The sequence below is a fragment of the Pyxidicoccus sp. M15 genome (genome assembly GCF_056858435.1).
In genome coordinates this window covers 8715684-8737865 of sequence record NZ_CM166495.1, presented here as the reverse complement: position 1 = coordinate 8737865, position 22182 = coordinate 8715684, and the positions used below count along the sequence as shown (strand labels likewise).

At 66.6% G+C, this 22182-nt stretch carries 4 protein-coding genes; all 4 read left to right on the top strand.

Going from position 1 to position 22182, the window contains the following annotated elements:
- The first annotated feature begins 284 nt into the window (after positions 1-284).
- A complete protein-coding gene (locus tag ACX9TP_RS32095) occupies positions 285-8015 on the top strand; it encodes a SpvB/TcaC N-terminal domain-containing protein (protein WP_482974454.1) in 7731 nt (2576 codons plus the stop codon).
- A complete protein-coding gene (locus ACX9TP_RS32090) occupies positions 8006-8335 on the top strand; it encodes a hypothetical protein (RefSeq protein WP_482974453.1) in 330 nt (109 codons plus the stop codon). Before ACX9TP_RS32095 ends, ACX9TP_RS32090 begins: the two co-directional genes overlap by 10 nt.
- 111 nt (positions 8336-8446) lie before the next feature.
- Positions 8447-8884, top strand: coding sequence for a hypothetical protein (locus ACX9TP_RS32085; RefSeq protein WP_482974452.1), 438 nt, complete (start codon positions 8447-8449; stop codon positions 8882-8884).
- A gap of 7 nt (positions 8885-8891) precedes the next feature.
- Positions 8892-21620 (top strand): Tc toxin subunit A-related protein, encoded by a 12729-nt coding sequence (locus tag ACX9TP_RS32080; protein WP_482974451.1) that lies wholly within the window; start codon positions 8892-8894, stop codon positions 21618-21620.
- Positions 21621-22182: the final 562 nt, after the last annotated feature.

Below are 22182 nucleotides of genomic sequence, written 5' to 3'. Positions count from 1 at the left end.
CAGAAAATGGGGCCCACTTCCGCAGGCGACGACTGACGTGCTCGTACGACAGCCTCAAGCCCAAAACCGATTGCAGCTGTTTGCCCTTTTCAGCGCGTTTGGCGAAAGCTAGTCTCCTGGTGTGGTGGGGGGATGGCCGTGCAGGCGGGGGGGCGCGTGGAGGACTGTCTTAAGGCGGAGCCTCTGTGGAATATCTAGACAAAGGCGCTTCTCGGGGGGCCGCGGGGAGCACAGGCGCAACGCCGTCGATCTCGCTTCCCAAAGGAGGCGGCGCCATCCGCGGAATGGGCGAGAAGTTCGCCGCGAATCCGGTTACCGGCACCGGCTCGATGACCGTACCTATCCCCACGAGCCCAGGCCGCTCGGGATTCGGTCCGCAGCTTTCGCTCTCGTACGACTCGGGCTCCGGCAATGGCCCTTTCGGCTTCGGCTGGTCGCTCTCGCTCCCCACCATCACGCGCAAGACCGACAAGGGATTGCCCCGGTACGACGATGCCGGGGAGTCGGACGTGTACGTCCTCTCCGGCTCGGAGGATCTGGTCCCGGTCCTGGAGCCGGATGGCCGCAGGCACGAGGACGTTACGAGTGTACCCGGCTACACAATCCATCGCTACCGCCCGCGCGTGGAGGGCCTCTTCGCGCGCATCGAGCGCTGGACGGAGCGAGCCACCGGCGAGATCCACTGGCGCTCCATCTCGCGCGAGAACGTCACCACCCTCTACGGCCTCGATAACCAATCACGCATCTTTGATCCAGCGGAGCCGGATCCGGCGCACCCGATGCGCATCTTCAGCTGGCTCATCTGCACGAGCCATGACGACAAGGGCAACGCCCGCGTCTACGAGTATGCGGCCGAGGACGCCGCGGGAGTGGATCTCTCCCGAGGCAGCGAGCGCAACCGCACGCACACGGCCAATCGCTACCTGAAGCGGATCAAGTACGGAAACCGGGTCTCACGGCTCGTGCAGCCGGACCTCGCCCTGGCGACTTGGTTATTCGAGGTCGTCTTCGATTACGGCGAAGGGCATTACGAGGAGCTCGCCCTGGACCCGTCGCGAGACCCGGCGGACCAGCACCGGTTTGTGCGGGCATCGTGCACCGGCGGCGGCACGTGGGCGGTGCGCCCCGACCCGTTCTCGTCGTACCGCTCCGGCTTCGAGGTCCGCTCGCACAGGCGCTGCCGCCGCGTGCTGATGTTCCATCGCTTCCCGGAGCTGAATCAGGAGCGCACCGCCGAGCTCGGCGACGAGCCATACTTGGTCCGCTCGCTCGAATTCGACTACGCGGACCTCGACTACACGACGCCGGCACCGATCGATGCCGAGCTGGGCCATCAAGGCAGCACCCGCTTCGCGTCGTTCATCCAATCGATCACGCAGTCGGGGTTCGTGCGCGACGACACCCAGGCCGTCGTCACCCGGAGCGGTGTCAAGCACATCATCTACCTGAAGCGGTCTTTCCCTCCTCTCGACTTCGAGTACAGCAAGGCGAAGATCCAGAACGAAATCCGGTACGTCGATGCGGGCACCGCCGAGAACCTGCCCGTCGGGGTCGATGGCGCCAGGTATCAGTGGGTGGACCTCGATGGCGAGGGGGTCTCGGGGATCCTGACTGAGCAAGCAAGCGCGTGGCTCTACAAGCCCAACCTCGGAGAGGGCCGGTTCGGCGCGCTCCAGGTCTTGCGCGGGAAGCCCTCCCTGTTCTCGCTCGGTGGCGGCGGGACCCAGCTCCTCGACCTGTCAGGCGACGGCCAGCTCGACGTGGTGTCGTTCACAGGCTCTACGCCCGGCTTCTACGAACGAACCCTGAACGAGAGCTGGGAGACGTTCCGGCCGTTCCGCACGCTGCCGCAGCTGCGCTGGGACGACCCCAACCTGCGCTTTGTCGACCTCGACGGCGATGGCCACGCCGACATCCTCATCACCGAGCACGAGGTCTTTACGTGGTACCCGTCGCTCGCGGAGGACGGCTTCGGTCCGGCGCGGCAGGTCCGCCCCTCGCGTAACGAAGAGCACGGTCCGCACCTCGTCTTCGCCGATGGTACCCAGTCCATCTATCTCGCCGACCTGTGTGGTGATGGTCTCACGGACCTGGTGCGCATTCGAAACGGTGAGGTCTGCTACTGGCCCAACCTGGGCTTTGGCCGTTTCGGCGCCAAAGTCACGATGGACAACGCGCCGTGGTTCGACAGCCCCGATCAATTCGATCAGCGGCGCATTCGCCTGGCGGACATCGACGGTTCGGGAACGAACGACATCATCTATCTCGGGCGGGATGGTGTCCGCCTCTACTTCAACCAGTCCGGAAACCGCTGGAGCGAAGCACGCCGGCTGCCGCAGTTTCCCATGATCGATCATCTGTCGTCCGTTTCGACGGCCGACATTCTTGGTAATGGGACCGCCTGTCTGGTCTGGTCGTCGCCATTGCCTGCCGACGCACGACGCCCACTTCGCTACGTCGACCTGATGGGTGGCCGCAAGCCGCATCTCCTGGTGCGGTCAACGAACAACCTCGGCGCTGAAACCCGGGTCGAGTACGTCGCCTCAACCCGATTCTACCTTGCAGACAAGCTCGCGGGCACTCCTTGGATCACCCGCCTGCCATTTCCGGTTCACGTCGTCGAGCGCGTAACGACCTACGACCGCATCAGCCGCAACCGCTTCGTCACCAGGTATGCCTACCACCATGGCTACTACGACGGCGTGGAGCGGGAATTCCGAGGCTTCGGGCTGGTCGAGCAGTGGGACACGGAGGAACTTGGCGCGCTCACATCGGACGGCAATCTGCCCACGGGAGACAACATCGACGCGGCCTCCTATGTGCCGCCGGTGCTCACCAAGACGTGGCTCCACGTAGGCGCGCTCTCCGAGGGCGGCCGCATCTCACGGTGTTACGAGGATGAGTATTACCGCGAGCCCGGCCTGACTGCGGCACAACTCCGCGCCATGCTCCTCGAGGACACCGTGGTGCCTCCCGGGAGCACCGCGGACGACGTGCGCGAGGCGTGCCGCGCGCTCAGGGGAGCGATCCTACGCAAGGAGATCTACGCACTCGACGGCACGGAAGCAGAGCGCCACCCGTACCTCGTGTTGGAGCGTAACTACACCGTCGTTCCTGTCCAGCCACGCGGCAAGGAAAGACACGGCGTCTTCTCCGTTCACCCACGTGAGGCCATCGAGTTTCATTACGAGCGCAAGCTCTACGATGTGGGGGCGGACAAGCTCGCGGATCCGCGCGTGACGCACTCCTTCACGCTCGATGTCGACGCCTATGGCAACGTGCTCCGGTCCGTTGCCATCGGCTATGGACGCCGGCACCCTGACCCGGCTCCGGAGCTCACCGCAGAAGACACGAAACAGCAAAGGGCTCTTCGGATCACCTGGACCGAGAACACAACCACCAACGCCATCGAACAGGAAGAAGCCTATCGGGCGCCGCTCGTAGCGGACAGCCGAACCTACGAACTCTCGAAGCTCGCGCCGGTGTCGAACCTCGCCGGTGTGACCAATCTCTTCCGCTTCGACGAGATCGCGTCGGCGCTCAAGGACCTCCAGCACGGCTACGATCTGGCTTACGAGGATCTGGCGGGCGCGGGCGCGACGGAGGCTCACGCCTACCGGCGGTTGATTGAACGGACGCGCACGTTCTACCGCAAGGATGACCTGACCGGGCCGCTCCCTTTCGGTCACCTCGAGTCGAAGGCATTGCCTGACCGGGTCGAGCAGCTCGCCTTCTCGCCGGGGCTCGTCGCCTCAGCTTACGGAGGCCGTGTCATCGACGCCATGCTGACGAGTGGCGGCTATGTACAAGACGCCGTCGAGCCCGACTGGTGGATACCCTCGGGGCGCGTCTTCTATTCCGCGCGCGACAACGACACCTCTACCGAGGAGCTCGACTACGCCAGGGAGCATTTTTTCATGCCTTGCCGGTTCGTCGATCCCTTCGGGAAGACGACTGAGGTCACGTACGATCCATATGATCTTCTGTTTTTGCAGACGCGCGATCCGGCAGGCAACCTCGTCACGGTTGGCGCGCATGACCCGGCCGGCGCGCTCGTAGAGAACGGCAATGACTATCGCGTCCTCCAGCCGGCGCGGGTCATGGATCCCAACCGCAACCGCGCGGCCGTGGCCCTCGACGCGCTCGGCATGGTGGTGGGCACCGCGGTCATGGGCAAGCCCGAGGAGCACCTCGGCGACTCGCTCGCTGGCTTCGCGGCGGACTTGCCGGAGAGCGTCATCTCGGCGCACCTCGCCGACCCGCTCGCGGCCCCTCACGGCATCCTCCAGCGTGCCACCACCCGGCTGGTCTACGATTTCTTTGCCTATCAGCGCACGGCGGGTGATTCCGAGCCGCAAGCCGCGGTGGTGTACACCCTCGCACGGGAGACGCACGACGCAGAGCTCCCGCCTGGTCAGCAGACCAAGGTTCAGCACAGCTTCTCGTACTCGGACGGCTTCGGCCGCGAGCTCCAGATGAAGCTCCAGGCGGAGCCGGGGCCGCTCCTCCCGGGCGGGCCCACCGTGAGCCCGCGCTGGGCCGGCAACGGGTGGACGGTCTTCAACAACAAAGGAAAACCCATCCGGAAGTACGAGCCCTTCTTCAGCGATACGCATCGCTCGGAGCTCGGAAAGGTGCACGGGGTCAGCTCCATCGTCTTCTACGACCCCATCGAGCGCGTGGTCGCCACGCTGCACCCCAATCACACCTACGAGAAGATCGTCTTCGATGCGTGGAAGCAGGACACGTGGGATGTCAACGACACCGTCCTGCAAGCGGATCCCAGGGCCGATCCGGATGTCGGCGGCTTCTTCCAGCGCTTACCCGCAGAGGACTACCTGCCGACATGGCACGAACGGCGCAAGAATGGCGCGCTGGGCGCGGAGGAGAAGGCCGCAGCGGACAGGGCCGCGGTGCACGCAGGGACGCCGACGGTCGCATACCTCGACGCGCTCGGCTGGCCGTTCCTCACCGTGGCGCACAATCGAGCGAAGCAGAATGGGGGCACAGTCGAGGAGAAGTATGCGACGCGGGTGGTGCTCGACATCGAGGGCAACCAGCGGGAGGTGATCGACGCCAAAGCCCGCGTCGCCATGCGCTACGACTACGACATGCTGGGTGGCCGGATACACCAGGCCAGCATGGAAGCGGGCGAGCGATGGACGCTGAACGACGTCGTGGGCAAGCCCCTCCGCGCCTGGGACAGCCGTGGTCATGCTTTCCGTACCGAATACGACGGCCTCCGGCGGCCGGTGCGGAGCTTCGTGACGGGGGCGGACCTCGAGCATCCGAGCCGGGAACTCCTATACGAGAAGATCGAGTACGGCGAGGGACAGCCCGACGATGTCGGGCTCAACCTACGGACGCGCGTGCTCCGTCACCATGACGGTGCGGGCGTCGTCACCAGCAGGGGCCACGACCCGGCGAGCGATCGGGATGAGGCCTATGACTTCAAAGGCAACCTGCTACGGACAACGAGGCAGCTCGCGGCCGACTACAAGCGCACCCTCGACTGGTCAAGCGAGGTCGCGCTCGAGGCGGAGACGTTCGCCAGCAGCACGCGATACGACGCGCTGAACCGCCCGGTGGAGCTCCACACGCCGGACCAGACCCGCCTCCTGCCGGTGTACAACGAAGCGAACCTCCTGGAGCGGATCGAGGCGAAGCTGCGAGGTGAAGACACACTCACCACCTTCGTCGGCAACCTCGACTACAACGCCAAGGGCCAGCGGACACTCATTGAATATGGGAATGGTGCCCGGACTGAACATACGTACGATCCCGAGACCTTTCAACTCGTGCACCTCGTCACGACGCGGGGCGGCGGCGCGGATGTGCTGCAAGAGCTGGCGTACACCTTCGACCCGGCCGGCAACATCACGCACATTCGCGACAGCGCCCAGCAGACGCTCTACTTCGCGAATGCCGTCGTCGAGCCCGCCTGGGAGTATGTCTACGATGCCGTCTACCGGCTGATCGAGGCTACCGGAAGAGAGCACCTGGGCCAGCCAGGCGGCGCGGCAGTGCCTACCAGCGACAGCGACGCGCCGCGCGTGGGCGTGTCTCATCCGAACGATCGCGGCGCGATGGGCTTGTACCAGGAGCGGTACAGCTACGACGAGGTCGGCAACATCCTGGAACTGATGCATCGCGGGACGAGCCCGCAGAACCCAGGATGGACACGCGCGTACAGCTACGACGAGCCAAGCCTGCTTGAGCCGGGGAAGACGAGCAACCGCCTGGGCAGCACGGAAGTGGGCGGCGATCCGAAGCTCGTCTACACGCATGACGAGCACGGGAATATGGTGGCGATGCCCCACCTGCCCGTGATGCGGTGGGATTGCCGCGATCGCCTTCAGTCGTCGTCCAAGCAAGTCGTGCAGAGCGGCGGCGCGCAGGAGATGACGTATTACGTCTATGACGCCGCGGGGCAGCGAGTACGCAAGGTGACCGAGCGTCAGGCCGGGCCTGGGCAGACACCGACGCGGAGGAAGGAACGCATCTACCTGGGTGGCTTCGAGCTCTACCGGGAGTATGCCGGAGACGGTGAGACGCCGACGCTGGAGCGCGAGACGCTCGCCGTGAGCGAGGGTGAGCGGCGCGTCGCGCTCGTGGAGACGCGCACGGACAACGGCTCGGCCCCGCTCTTGCGCTATCAGTTCGGCAACCACCTGGGCTCGGTCAGCCTGGAGCTCGACGGGTCGGAAGCGGCGCAGATCATCTCGTACGAGGAATACTATCCATACGGCGGGACTGCATACCAAGGGGGGAGAAGCCAGACGGAGGCACCGAAGCGGTATCGGTACACCGGGAAGGAGCGGGACGAGGAAAGTGGGCTCTCCTACCACGGGGCGAGGTATTACGCGCCGTGGCTCGGGCGGTGGACGAGCGCGGACCCGATATGGAGAGGGGACCTCTACGTCTACGTGTTGAACAACCCCATCGGGCTCCACGACCCTGACGGTGCGGAGGAGAGCTCCGTGTCGACCCGCATCTGGGGCGGGGTCAGAGCGCTGGGCGGCGCCTTGCAGATGGTTGGAGGAGCCGCCGTCTTCGTTCAGATCGAGGTTCCGGTCGCCGCTCAAGTCGCGGGCGGAGTAGCCATGGTTCATGGATATTCCGACTGGGAGGTTGGATGGCGGCAGGTCTTCTCGGGCCGCAACGAGCGGAGCGCGGTCGAACACCTGGCCACGGGTGCCGCTCAGCTCGTCACAGAAGACAAGCAAAAGGCGGAAGCGTTCGGGACGGCTTTCGACATCACGCTGGGGTTCGTGAATCCAGCGGGCCCGGTGTCCGGAGGTCCCAGGCTCGGAGTGGCCTTGTCGACTACGGGCCACCTCGTCCCAGCCGTCGTGGAGACGACGCCACGCTTCGCACAGGCGGTGCAAGGGGTGCGCGCCGGCTCGGCCCTTGCGCACGCCGGAAGCGCCGTTCACATGATGTCCAGCGCGGGTGACAATGGAAGCGGGGGCTCCGACAAGCCGCCGCCTTCATCTGGAGGAAAGTCTTCCGCGCGTCCCGCCGAGCCATCGAGCGGCGCTCGCCCGCCGGCCGGCGGCCCACCCAAGACGCCCCGGCGGAGCGCGGCGGCGAGGTCGACGAGCGCGTCTGCCGCCGCCGCAGGGAAGCTCGCGAAGGAGCTGGGGGGAACGACGCCGATCCCCAAGGGCACCAACCTGGCCTTTGGCTTCTCGAGCTCTCTTGAGAAGTTCGCCGCGTCGCAGGGCGCGGTCTCCGTATTCGGAGCATGGGACAAAGGCTTCCTGCGAATCGCCGTGGGCAACTTCAGGGATCTGCAGCACGCCTTCAGCGCCATCGTGAACACGTTCATCGAGAACGGCGGGCGCATCAAGTTCGACCTGACGGGTCTGGAGCGGGGGATCGAGGGTGCCACCACCTGGGAGCTGCGTAAGATCCTCGGAACGAAACAATGGGAAGCAGCCACCGACTTTTTCCGTGACGGAAAGCAGCTCACCGGCGCCGCGCTCCAGGAGGCACTGCTGCCATGGCGGTAATTGACGAATGGGACAAGGTCATCGAGGCCTTTGATCGTCTGGAGAGTTATCGCGTGCTCCACCCGACGCTGGCCGCGATGAGGAAGCTGGTCGGCGAGATCAAGCACGACCCGGCGTTCGCCGACGTGCATCCGAGAGTATCGCTGGCGTCGATCATGTTCTCTCGAGGCTCGGCGAAACGACGCGTGTGCGTGGGATGGAAGGAGGACGGCGGATACGATGTGGCTTTCGTCGATCCGCTGATGGAGTTCTCGGAAGCAACGATGGTTCGCGAGGACGCCGTAGTCCGGGTGCTTCGCGAGTACCTCGACAGGCTCTAGCGCCCAACGCGTCCGAGCCTCGAACCGGGTGACTTGCAGCGTTCCGCAGATGGAGGGCGGGCGGAGTCGAGAAGAGTCCGCTTTCCAGTCGTGAGAGGGAGGGAGTAGACGATGTCAGTCATGCTGAACATGGACCGAGCGGCGCTGACCGAGCTGCAGCGCCTGCTCGATGCGAACCTGGCGGCCGACTGGCGCGCGATTGCGCTGGATGATTCGGGGGCGCTGGACGCGCTGGAGTGGCGCGGACTCCCGCGGGAGGCGATGCTGCGTCTCCTGCAAGCGTACCAGCGCCTGGTGCGCATCCTGCCCCCGGGCGAAGAGCGCCGGGCGCTGCCGCTCCTGGAGAGCGGGCTTCACTCCGCCATCCAGATCGCGGGCCTGCCGAAGGATGCGTTCCTCCGCCGGTGGAGCGCGTTGTTCCCCGGCGAGGCCCCCCTGGGGCTCGCCATCCATGGCGCCGCGCTCAGCCGGCGCAGCGAGCTCCTCCCCAAGTACATCGACAACGTTCAACGCAACGAACCCCACTACCGCGCCGCGCGGTTCCGGTGAGCAGGCCATGAGCAACGAGCTCGAGAGCAGCTACACGACCCTCTTCGGGGCGATCGATCAGGCTGAAGGCAACGAGGCGCGCTCCGTCCTCTCACCCACCGCGTACCTGGTAGACCTGCTGCGGCTCCAGGACGGCCTGGGCGGCCCCGGCCCTGGAGATCCGGATGGCTATTACGGGCGCCGCCCGGACGTGCGCAAGATCCCCCTGAACCAGGCGAACACCTTCATCGAGCTCCCACACCTCGAGATCGCCAACGCGGTCATGGAGGCGCAGGCCGCGCGGCTCCCTCCCAACGTCGCCGGCGACGGACTCGGCAGCCTCTTCCCACCCCCACTGCCATTCTCGGAGCAGCACCTCCGCCTGAGGCTCTACGCCGAGAAGCTCGGCACCAGCCTGGACGAGCTCCAGCGCATCTATCGAACCAGCGTGGACGCTCGCACATCGGCGCGGCTCCGCCTCGGGTTGAGCCAGGAGGAGTTCGGCCTCTTCTCCACGCCGCGTGACTCGGAGGAGGGGATCAAGGCCCTCTGGGGAGTCGCCGCTCCCGCGACGCTTCGGAACGGCCAGAACCTCGAGCTGATCAAGAAGAAGCTGGGGCTCTCACTCAAGGAGCTCAAGCAGCTCGTCCGGCAGGAGCTGTCCCAGGCGGAGCTGCTCGAAACGTCGAACAACGCCGCGGCGTCCTTCTTCATCAATCCGCCGCTCGACCAGCAGCCCCACCACATCGTCCTCGACGAGACCGCGCGGACGCTGCGGCTCGAGGACGGCACGGTGCTGACGAATCAGCACCTGGACCGGATGATGCGCTTCGTCCGCCTTGCGCGGCGCCTGGACCTGGCGCTCGCGGACCTGGACTGGCTGCTCCAGACGGCGTGCGGCAACCAGCTCGACGAGGACGGGCTCCAGGCGATTGCGATCGCGCTCGCCATCCGCAAGATCGGTGACTGGCCGATCGATGAGATCTGCAGCCTGTGGAGTATCCCCAAGCGCCACGGCCATGGAGATGACCGGGTTCCGGCGGATCTCTTTGATCGCGCCTTCAACAATGACTTCCGCGTCAGCCTCGAGGGGCTCGCCGCCACCCTGCCCGTGAACACCTCCGCGGACGCGCTGGACGACCGGCTCCAGGCGACGCTGCGTCTGTCCGGCGCGGACTTCGCCTTCCTCAAGCCCGCGCTCCTCGCGGGCGGCGCGGCGAAGCCGAAGCTCGAAGGCACGACGCCGGAGGCGCGCAAGGCCTTTCTCGAGGCGCTCGCCGCCTACTTCTCCGCGTTTCGCCGGATCGCGAAGCTCTCCGCGCTGCTCTCGCTCACTGTCCAGGAGCTATTGATGCTCCTCGATGTGCTGGGTGCGCAGTGGGCCGTGTCCGGGCACGACGACCTCACCATCCCGATGCCGTTCTCGGCGGCGGCACTGCCCGCGAGCCCGCTCGCGCTGCTGCTGAATCCTGGCGTCCCACCGCGAAGGACGATGGACGTCTTGCAGAAGCTGATCAGCCTGAAGGAGTGGCTGGACCTCCGCCAGCTCTCGGCGCGGCAGCTCGCGTTCATCTGCCTCGAGGATCACCTCGAGGCGCGCCAGCGCCTGCAGGACGGCACTCCGGTCGACGATGTCCAGCCGGACGACGCGATCGAGTCCGCCCTCGGCGACCTGTACCAGGCGCTCCGGGACACGATGCTGACGCCGGGCGCGCTGCAGACCGGCTCGCTCACGGCGAACGGCGCGCGCGCGGTATTCAAGTCGCTCGTCGAGGCGCGGGTGCTGGTCGTTTTCGAGGACGACCCGGCCCGCGGGCTCCTCCGCGTCCAGCCGTCAACCGAAGAGCTGGAGGCCGCCATGGAGCGCGGGCTCCAGGAGCGGCTGGAGCTCCAGGCGGGCGATTTTGGCGCGCTCGGGACCACCGACCTCGAGCCGCTGCTCTCGCTGCTGGTGTCCCACGGGTACGCCGAGCGCTTCACGGAGTTCGTCAACGGCGAGCTCGAGGTCCATCACTTCATCGCACCCGGGCTGGCGGGCTATTTCTCCGCCCCGAACGGCGCGGCCACGTTCACCATCCCCAACTTCCAGGAGCACGCGGAGGCGCTGTTCGTCATCCTGGCGCAGCACGTCGATGCGCCGCACGTTCCGGAGGCCGCCCTCGGCGCCACCGGGATCGACCTCGCGGACGTGCCGGCGCTGTTCGAGGTGCTTCGGGCCCGCGGCCACGTGGAGCCGCTCTCCGGCTCGAACCCGGTCCAGTACCGCGTCGGCCCCGACGGCAAGGCGTTCTTCACCGACCCCGCCAACCAGGAGCGGTTCGTCCTACCCGACTTCGCGGCAGTGTTCCCCGTTCTCGCCGCCAAGGTGGAGGCCTTCCAGCGCGCGGCGGCCAACCGCGAGGTGGAGGCAGGGGAGCTGGGCGAGCGGCTGGCCGCGAGCTCCGACCAGCAGGCCCGCGCGTGGCTGCGGAGCCTCTCCGGGCTCTTGAGCCTCGCCGAGGACCTGACAGAGCTGGCCTTCGCGTGGGCGTTCGGTACGCCGGACGAGACGATGACGCAGACGCTGGCCACGCTGATCCTGCCGCTGTTCCGGGCCCGGGAGCGGTCGGAGCCGGCACTCGCCGACGCGTACCTCGCGTCCCGCTTCCGGCGCCTCCAGCAGCTCGCGCTGCTCCTCCGCAAGACGGAGATGCGCGCTGACGAGGCGCGCGTGTACCTCGAGAACCAGCAGGTGCACCGGCGCCTGCCCGAGACGCTGAAGGTGCCCACCGGGTTCCTGTCCGCCGGGAAGGTCGACGCCCTCACCACGCTGCCGAACGGTGACTTCCTGCTCGTCAGCGGGCCCCGGTACGCGGCGTTCTCGCGGCAGGACTACCACCTGCTCGGTGACCCGGGCCCTCTGGACCAGCTCCCCGGCGTCACGCTGCCGGACGATGCGCCGGACACGTTCCGTACACGCGTGCTGGAGGATGGGCTCGACGCCGCGTTCAGCGACACCGACGCGCAAGGGAACGCGGTGCTCCACCTCTGCGCCGGCGACCGGTACGTGACGGTCTCCCAGACGGGCACCAGCTCGGCCAGGCACATCTCGGACTGGGGCAAGGTCCGCAACAACATCCAGGACTCCAAGCGCGTCGACGCTGCCGTGACGGCCAAGGATGGCCGGCTGTTCCTCTTCAGCGGCGACCAGTACTTCCTCTACACGAACCCGCAGCAGCTGCTCACGGGGGCGGCGTTCGCCGACGAGCGGTACCCGCGGTCAATCCGCGGGAAGTTCGAGCGCGAGGAAGTCTCTCCGCTCCCCGCGCTGATGTTCAAGAAGGTGGACGCCGCGTTCCGCGACACAGACGACACGTACTTCTTCTTCTCGGGGAACCGCTTCTCTCATTCCACCGACCCGTACCACCTGCAGAAGATCCGCCCGGTCTGGGGCCACGTGCTGAACTACCTCTTCGAGGAGAACCGCGTCGACGCGGCGTTCGTCCTCTGGGGCGTCACCTACCTCACGCGCAAGGATCAGCTCACCCGGTACAGCGGCGCGTACCAGCTCGTCGACGAGGGATACCCGATTTCGTTCGGCAATATCCCGGAGAGCGAGCCGCTCCTGCGGCTCCTCCGGCGGTTCCCAGGCGGGCTCCACGCCGCGCTCGCTGGCAGCGACGGGCGGCTCTACGCCTTCAAGGACGGCGCCTTCGCGAGCTCGGAAGCGCCCGACACGTCGCTGCCAATCAACCAGCACTGGGGACGGGTCCGGAACGTCTTCGTCGACAACCAGCGCGTGGATGCGGCTTTGAGCCACGGCGGTAGGGTCTACCTGTTCTGCGGCGATCAGTACGTCCGTTACTCCGGGGCTGGCTACCAGTACGTGGACGAGGGCTACCCGCGGCGGGTGCGGCCCAACTGGAACACGCTCGAGCAGCTCGGACAGATGCCGGACGGGCTCCCGCTGCCGATCACCGCGGTGGTGGTGGGCCAGGCGCCGGGCGGAACGGCGGACGACGTCTACTTCTTCGGCGGCCACCAATACGCCGGCCCCGGCGGCACCCTCGGCGGCACCAAGGCGGCGTGGGCACGCGTCCGCAACAACATCGAGCGGACCGGGGTCGTCGATGCGGCGATGCTCGACGGTGCCGGGCGGATGTACCTGTTCTCGGGCGACCAGCTCTATCGCTACAGCTCGCCGGAGCAGGAGCACGTCGATGAGACATACCCGCGGCGGCTGGCCACAGGCTGGCCGCAGGAGGGCAGCGGGTACTCTCTGCCGGACGTGTTCACCGGCGGCATCTCGGCGGCGCTGCGCACCGATACGGGCCAGATCTTCTTCTTCAGCGGCCAGAGCTACGCGCGCGTGGATGCCGCACCGGCGGAGCAGCCGCGCCAGATCCAGAAGGACTGGGGGGTGGTCCGCAACTGGGTCCAGGCGAACAACCAGGTGAGCGCCGCGTATGTAGATCCGGCCGGCAGGACCTACCTGTTCGGCGGGGATCAGTTCGTCCGCTACTCGGGAACCAGCTACGAGTTCGTCGACGAGGGATACCCCCTGGCGATCAGCACACGGTGGGGCAACGTCCCGGAAAAGTTCCGTAGCGACATCAACGCCGCGCTGTCCTTCAAGTCACCCGTCGACAACGTGCAGCGGCTATACCTCTTCAAGGGTGACAGCTACATCCGCTTCAGCACGGGCGACCTGACGCAGATGGACGCCGGCTACCCGAAGCTCCTCAAGCACGCGGTTACGTCGGAGGGCAGCTGGTTCCGCGGCCTCGCCGTGCACCAGCCGGACAACAACTCCAACCACGACGAGGACGTCGCGACGGTCGAAGCCACGTATGTCGACACGGTCAGCGGGCAGCCCCGGATCTTCGTCTTCTACCGCCACCAGGGCGGGGCGCAGTGGAGGCGCATCTACAGCAACGGCAACTGGCAGCCGCCGGTCCGCATGGACAACCTGACCGAGTACCCGTTCGCGCGCCTGGACGCGGCCTTTGTCGCCACCGACGGCACGTTGTACGTCTTCTCCGGCGCCCAGTACGCCTCGCGCGCGCCGGGCAGCAGCACGTTCACGGCGAAGGCGTCGATCCAGAGCCGCTGGGCGCGCGTGTGGAACCAGTTCGAGGACCTGGGCCGGGTGGACGCATGCTTGAGCATGGCCGGCGGGCACACGTACCTGTTCTGCGCCAGGCAGTACATCAAGTACACCGGCGCGTTGAGTCCCGGCGCCGCCGACTTCTACGTTGACGAAGGGTACCCCCGGCGCATCGATCCCAACTGGCCCGCCGAGGGCGTGCCGGTGGCGCTGGCCCCCGAATTCCAGGCCGCGGGATATGACCTGTGCCGCGACGCCACCGGCAAGATCCACTTCTTCAATGGGGCGCAATACACGTTCTCCAACAGCCCCGGCGCAGGCGTGCTGCTGACCTCGCGCTGGGGAAAGGTGCTGAACCGGTTCCAGGAACTGGACCGCGTCGACGGCGCCTACCGCGCCGAGAACGGCAAGCTCTACCTGTTCTGCGATACGCAGTACACGCGCTACAGCGGCTCGCTCGAGCCCGGCTCTCCGGACTTCTACGCAGACGAGGGCTACCCCCGGCGCCTCACCACGGGCTGGGCCTCGGAGGGGCTGGTCCCCGCCATGCCAGAGCAGTGGAACGCGCTCGGCTCCGCCGTGTTCCGCGACGCGCAACAGACGTACGTCTTCAGCGGCTCCTCCTTCATCAGCTCGCAGGCACCCGCGCCCACGCCTGTCATTCCGCAGTGGGCGAACGTGCGGAATCAGATGCTGTCACAGAACCGCGTGGACGCAGGCTTTGTCCTCGGTGCGGGCGCCGGCGCGGTGACGTTCCTGTTCTGCGACGATCAATACGTCCGCTACAGCGGTGGATACAACGGCGTCGTCGACGAGGGCTATCCCAAGGTCATCGCACACCTCGAGGCGGCGGACGGCGTGTTCCCCGGGCTCCCAGCCGGGCTACACACCGGCCTGCGCGCCTTCTTCGCCGGCACCGACGGCCAGCTCCAAGTCTTCGGAGCTCAGCCGCCCGACGTGCACCAGCCTCAGCTTCACGTCTCCTCCGGCAGCCCCGGCGTGCTGCGCCCGCTGAACGAGCAGTGGGGCATCATCGACAACAAGCTCTGGGACCACGCGTTCGTCGACGCGGCGCTGCTGGTAGACGGCAAGCTCTTCCTGTTCAGCGGAGACCAGTACCTCCGGTACTCGGGCACGGACCGCAAGCACGTCGACGAGGGCTACCCTCGGAAGATTGCGTCGTCGTATGCGCAGGAGATCGGCGCCGCCTCGCTCGCGCCTGTGCTGCACCCGGGGATTGGCGCGGCGCTGGCCATCGGCGGTACGACCTTTTATTTCGCCGGGGACCGGTATGTCGGCACCGACGAGCCGGGTGTGGACAAGCCGCTCGTGAGCCGGTGGGGCCTCGTCGACAACCAGCTCCAGGCCGGCCACAAGCTCGACGCGGCGTTCGTGGCCCCGAGCGGGAAGCTGTACCTCTTCGCCGGGCCCCAGTACTCGGTGTACTCCGGCGCGAGCCGGCAGTACGTGGACGAGGAGTATCCCCGGACGATCGCTACGGACGTCGGCAGCGCCTGGCCGGCCGGCTTCAAGTCCGGCCTCGACACCGCCGCGACCTTCGAGGGCCGAAGCTACCTGTTCGAGAGCTCCGAGCACGTGCGGATCTCCAGCTTCCGGCTGCTGCAGCCCGACTCCGGCTACCCGCTGGGCAACGCCGCCAAGCTGGTGGACCGCTACGACTTCGAGCTCGGCACGCTCCCGGACTGGTGGCGGCTCAAGCAGCTCTTCGATGACCACGCCTCGCAGACCACGACGCTCCTCGACTACCTCGACGAGCCGATCGACGACCCGGCGAAGGACCCGGTGTCCAAGCTTGCGCGGGCGACGCAGTGGCCGGAGGACGAGATCGCGGGGCTGGTGACGATCTTCTCCCCCCCGCCGCTCGAACTCACGGACGGCCGGGCGGCCGTGCGGCTCGCGCGCTGCTTCGAGCTGGCTGACCGGCTTGGGACCACACCGTCCAGGCTGAAGTCCCAGGTCTGGGACCGGGCCTTTGGCTCCGGCACGCTCCAGCTCGCGGAGGCGGCTGACTTCCTCTACGGGCTGCTCAAGGTGGCGACGAGCCCGAAGGAGTGGCCGGAGGTGGCCCGGTCGCTCCTGGAGCCGCTGCTGTCCGCCAAGCGCGACGCGCTGGTGGCATACCTCGTCGAGAAACTTGGCAAGCAGAACGCCGACGACCTCTACGAGCACCTGCTCACGGACGTTCAGATGGATGCGTCCCTGAACACGTCCAGGATCGTGGAGGCGGTCAACAGCATCCAGCTCTTCTATCACCGGGCGCTGATCGATCTGGAGGACGTCCCGGAGAAGCTGAGGGCGGACCTCAAGGCGTGGTGGCCGTGGATGAAGAACTACCGCATCTGGGAGGCCAACCGGAAGGTCTTCCTTCACCCGGAGAACTACATCCGGCCGGAGCTGCGGACCGAGAAGAGCTTCGCCTTCGAGGAACTGGAGGAGAAGCTCTTGCAGGACGAGATCACCGCGATCACCGTCCAGGAGGGCTATCAGCGGTACCTCGAGTCATTCAACGAGCTCGCCCGGCTCCGGATCGCTGGCGGTTACCGCTACTCGTACAAGGATGAAGAGGAGAAGGAGCGGGTCGCGGTCTTCATGATCGGGTACGCGCGGACGTCGCCGCCGACCTATTACTACCGCCGCGGCTCGACCACCGCCGCCGAGGGGAATCCGCCAATCGACTGGGAGCCCTGGCAGAGGATGGGGATCACGATCGACGCGGAGCGCGTACAGCTGGTCTATGTCTTCAACAAGCTGTTCGCCTTCTGGCTCGAGGCGACGCCGTACAACGACACGACATTCACGCTCAAGCAGAGCGACGACAACAGCTATTCGTCCGACTCGCAGGAGACCAAGCAGGTCAAGCTGGCGCTCAAGTTCTCGTTCTACAACTTCAACAACGAGTGGGTCACGCCGCAGACGGTCCGAGCCAATCCAGCCGACCCGAGCGATCCGGAGTCCCTGCCCATGGACTTCGAATGGCTGCTCGGGTTGCGCCTGCGGATGAGCTTTCCCGCGGCGGCCACCGAGCTCGTCCAGTTCGACGCCAGGAACCCGGCCACTCCGAGCACCAGCAGCGTGGATGAAACCATCTCCCTCAAGCTCCGGTACTTCTGGTGGGAGTGGAGCGGCCGGATCACGGCCGGGCTGGATCTGGTGGGCGCGGACCTCGCCTGGCGGTTCGCCGGCTTCTCGCTGACGGACCCGGCCGCGAAGCTCCCGGCGCAGCTCGGTATCAGAGCGGCCGAGGTCACCGCGACCATCCCTTGGGGTTCCGCCAACGAGAGCGATCCGCGCTGGCTCAGCTTCGACGCCAAGGGAGGTAGCTTCCTGTGCCGGCCGGCGAATCCCCCTGCCTGGGAGCCGGGGAAGATCAAGGGCCGGGCGTTCCCCCACATCGCGGCCGCGTTCGAAGCGGGCAGCAATGTGTTCGTGTTCACCTCGAAGAACGATAACGGAACCGACGGCAAGCTCCGCTACTTCCGCTACACGCCAGCGACGGGGTGGCAAGAGCCGGTGTACGTCGATGACCCGTTCTGGCCCTGGGGAAGACCGCGAGGCGTCTTCCAGGTGGAGCCGGGCAAGGAGATCGACAACGCCGTCGTCGCCATGAGCGGTACGACGTATGTCTCGACCGGCGCGCAACACTTCACCTACTCGAGCAGCGGCTACAGCGCGATCGAGCAACACTCCGCCACGAGTCTGGTGGCGGGGAGGCCTGAGCTCAGCGCGCTGACCGGCGACGCCGAGAGCAAGCCGTGGGAGGAAGCCGTCGCTGACGGGCGGGCGCTGGAGCGCGCGTTCAAGCACGTCGGCAACCAGGGCACCCTGGCCGTCCTGATCTCCCGTGCCGGCGAGGGCGATCTGCGCTACGTCACCATCGGCCTCGACGAGCTGCGCGCACGGTCGACCCAGGATGGCGCCAGCCCGTTCGATGGGTGGGATGGACTGGATGCGGTGTTCCAGGTCTCCCAGCCGGAGCCGCGCGCGGTGTTCAGCCGCGGCAAGCAGCTCGCGATCCTGCACTGGCCGGACAAGTCGTGGTCCTCCGGCGAGCTGGGCGTGCTCCCCGGCAACAGCCCGCGGCTCTCCGCCGCGTTCACCGGCGTCGATGGCCAGCTGTACTTCTTCAGCGGTGACCAGTACTCCGAGGCAGATCCGCTCGCGCTCGGCGGCAACCAGCTGTCGCTGCCCGTCGCGCGGCGGTGGGGGCGGCCGTCGCTGTTCAACTGGCTCGTCGAATCCATCGATGGCGCGATGATCGTGCCGGATGGCCAGGTCCGCAGGCTGTATCTTTTCTGCAAGAGCAAGCTTTCGGCGGACGAGACGTACTGCCTGCGCTACTCGGGCTTCGCGCCGGCCGACATAGATTCGCTCGTGCTCGACGAGGAGTCGCCGAAGAAGCTCCCGGAGCTCTGGGGCCTCTCGGCCGGCGCTCTGTTCAAGCACTCCGTGACCGCGGCGTTCGAGCGCAACGATACCGCCTATCTCTTCGGGCAGCGCAGCGACGGACAGGCGTTCACTGCACGCTACTCGCACCTGAGCCAGAGCCCGTACGTACCTGACACGGGGTATCCGGCGCCGATCCCCGCAGCCTCGGCGCAAGTGTCCACGGACCTCTACGCGGAGCTCCTCTCGGAGGGGCAGGCGTATGCAATCACGCGCCTGACCAGCCATACGACGGAGCAGTTCAGCAGGCGCTTGTTCGCCGGCGGGATCGCGGAGCTCTTGTCCCTGAAGACCCAGGAGTTGCCCGAGCTTCCACGCTTCATCCCGCTGCCCGATCCGCCGCCGTCCCCGCTGCCGGTGGCCGGGCCGAATGAGCTGTTCGTCACTTCTCTCGTCACCGACTATCCCGGCAAGCCCCGCCCGAACCAACCGGCTCAGGAGGGGCTCGACTTCGAGAGTGCCAATGGCTTCTACTACCGCGAAATCTTCTTCCACATCCCTTTTCTGATCGCGCAGGCGCTCAAGCAAGCGCAGCGCTTCAGTGAGGCGATGACTTGGTACGAGTACGTCTTCGACCCCACCGCGGGCGCGCCGTACTGGCGGTTCATCGAGTTCTTGAGGGACGAGGACTTCCTCCAGGATGACGAGGAGGCGACGGAAAGGCTGCAGCGGCAGCTCAACGCCTACCGCGACGATCCATTCGATCCCCACAAGATCGCCGAGCTGCGTCCAATCGCGTACCGCAAGGCGTTCGCGATGAGCTACATCGATAACCTGCTGGAGTGGGGGGATATGCTGTTCCGGCAGTACACGCGCGAGAGCATCGGAGAGGCCACCATGCTCTACGTGCTGGCCGCGGACCTCCTCGGCAAGAAGCCGGAGGAGCTGGGCAAGCGCGCGATGTCGCAGCCGGACTCGCTCACGTACGAGCAGATCGGCACCTTTGATTACGAGAACATTCCCCTGAACGAGGAGCTCCTGAAGCTGGAGAATGGCGCCCCGCCGCTGCCCGTCAGCCCGACGGAGATCGAGACTCCGAACGACAGCATCTTCAACCCGTACTTCTACATTCCAGAAAACGAGCAGTTCATCGCCTACTGGAACCGGGTTGGCGACCGGCTGATGAAGATCCGGCACGGCCTCGACATCGACGGGGTGAAGCGAGCACTGGCACTGTTCGCGCCGCCGGTGGACGTGATGGCCCTGGTGAAGGCATTCGCCTCGGGCGCCGGGCTCGCGCAGGCGCTGGCCGACTACAACACGCCGGTGCCGCACTACCGGTTCTCGTTCATGCTCGGTCGCGCCCGCGAGCTGACCGGCCGGCTGATCGGGCTCGGCGGCGCACTGCTCGCCGCGCTGGAGAAGAAGGATGCCGAGGAGCTGAGCCAGCTCCGCAACACACAGGAGCGCGTGATTCTCGAGATGCAGCTCCAGATCAAGCAGCAGCAGCTGACGGGCGCCAAGGAGTCGCTGGCCGCGCTACACGAAGGCCTCAAGAACGCCAAGGCGCGCGAGACGCACTATCAGCAGCTGCTGACGGCGGGGCTCTCTGCCTACGAGCAGGAACAGATCGGCCAGCTGGTGGTCGGCCAGGTGTTCTCGCAGGTATCGAACGTCCTCGGCCTCGCGTCGTCCATCGGCTTCGCCGTGCCGCAGGTCGGCTCGCCGTTCGCGATCACGTTCGGAGGACTGCAGATCGGCAATGCGGTCAAGGAGGTGTCCACGGCCTTCCGGGCGCTCGCCGAGATGGCCGGCTTCCAGGGCTCGCTGGCGGCGACGCTCGGCGGTTGGGAGCGCCGTGCCCAGGACTGGCAGCTCCAGAAGACGCTCGCGACCGGCGATACGCTGCAGATCGGCCGGCAGATCAAGGCAGCGGAGGTGCAGGTCGCGGTCGCGAGCCAGGAAGTCCAGGTCCAGAGGCGCCTGATCAAGCACAACCAGTCTGTCGACACGTTCATGAAGGCGAAGTTCAGCAGCAGGCAGCTCTACCAGTGGATGGCGGGGCAGCTCTCCACGGTGTACTTCCAGACCTATCACTTGGCGCTCCAGTACGCGAAGGCCGCCCAGCGCGCGATGCAGTTCGAGTTGGGGCTACCCGAGTCGGAGGTCCAGCACATCGGAGCCGGCTACTGGGACAGCCTCAGGAAGGGGCTGACTGCGGGCGAGCAGCTCCAGCTCGATCTGGATCGCCTGGAGAAGGCCCTGCTCGAGGCCAATCAGCGCCGGATGGAGATCACGAAGTACGTCTCGCTGGCGCAGGTGGATCCGCTGGCACTGATCCGCCTCAAGCAGCGGGGGAGCTGCGAGTTCGAGCTTCCCGAGGCGCTGTTCGACAGCGACTTCCCGGGCCACTACTGCCGCCAGATCAAGACAGTCTCGCTATCGTTCCCGGCGCTCATCGGCCCGTACCACAACTTCAACGCCACCTTGACCCAGCTCGGCCACCGCACGCTGTTGACGCCGGAGAAGACGGCGCTCAAGTACCTGCTGGGCCAGGCGGTCCCTGAGCCAGACGCCAAGAGCCTCCGGATCGACTGGCGCCCGAACCAGCAGGTCGCACTCTCCACCGGGACCAACGACAGCGGCATGTTCCAGGTCAACTTCCAGGACGAGCGCTACCTGCCGTTCGAGGGGACCGGCGCGGTGTCCACCTGGCGCCTCGAGATCAACGGCGTCGATGGTCCGGTCCATCGCCAGACTCTCAGCGACGTCGTCATGACTGTACAGTACACGGCGCGCACCGGCGGGAGCGCCTTCTCCGAGACGGTGAAGAACGAGCTTGGCAAGAGCTCGCGGCCGCGCGCCTGGATCCTGAACCTCGCCTCCGACTTCTCGGACGAGTGGCAGGCGTTCATGAACAAGCCGTCCGGCGGGCTGGCGCTCGCGGTGGAGCGCCGCCTCCTGCCCGGTGTCAGCGACAAGAAGGTGACCGGCGTCTACCTGCACTACGAGATGGTGGAGCATCCGGAGGACGACCTCGGCCGCCAGGCGCTCGAGCTCAAGGCCGGGACCACCACGAGCGTCACGCTCAAGCCCGGCACCTTCAAGGCGGATCTCAACCTGCCGCTCCTGGAGCAGGGCGAGACCTCGACGAGCAAGATCTGGAAGCTGAAGCCGGCGAGCGCGAACGCCGCGGCCAAGTTCAACCCGCGGAACCTGCGGACGATCACACTGGTGGTCGCTTACAACAGCAAGCCGTCGTTCTGAGCCCGCAGGCGACCGCCGGCAAGCTACGTCTTCACCCGCACGACCTCGCCGGCCACGGCGGCGCCCGGATCGAGCGACATCGTGCAACGAGGCCGGTCGCCGCGATCTTGCCTGCTTCGTCCGAGAGCCGGACCTCCCAGACCTGCGAGGCCCGGCCGCGGTGCACTGGCGTCGCCACGCCGACGAGAATGACGTCGTGTTCTCGAGGCCGACGCTGGTTTTGCCGTTCCGCACCACTTATCCCCCACTGGGACGTGCCAGAGGCGGCCAGAACGGGCCATCTCCCGAGGGAAGAACTGGAGGCTGCCCCTGCCCAGCCCCGATTCGGAATCAGGAGGCGCTGGCTTGTGCTCGGAAGCGCGCCGAGGAGCAGCAGACTCTGTGGTGTGGGCACGCTCATGTGCCCCTCCAGCGCGGAATCAGGCGGAATCAGGTGGGGCAGGGCGGGACAGAACGGGATGGCGAACCCGAGGAAAATCAGGCGATAGCGGGTAAAGGCGCGTCCTGCTTGAGCTTTTCTACCGCCCTGCCCAGGGTTCGATCCCCGGCTCGTGCACTATCA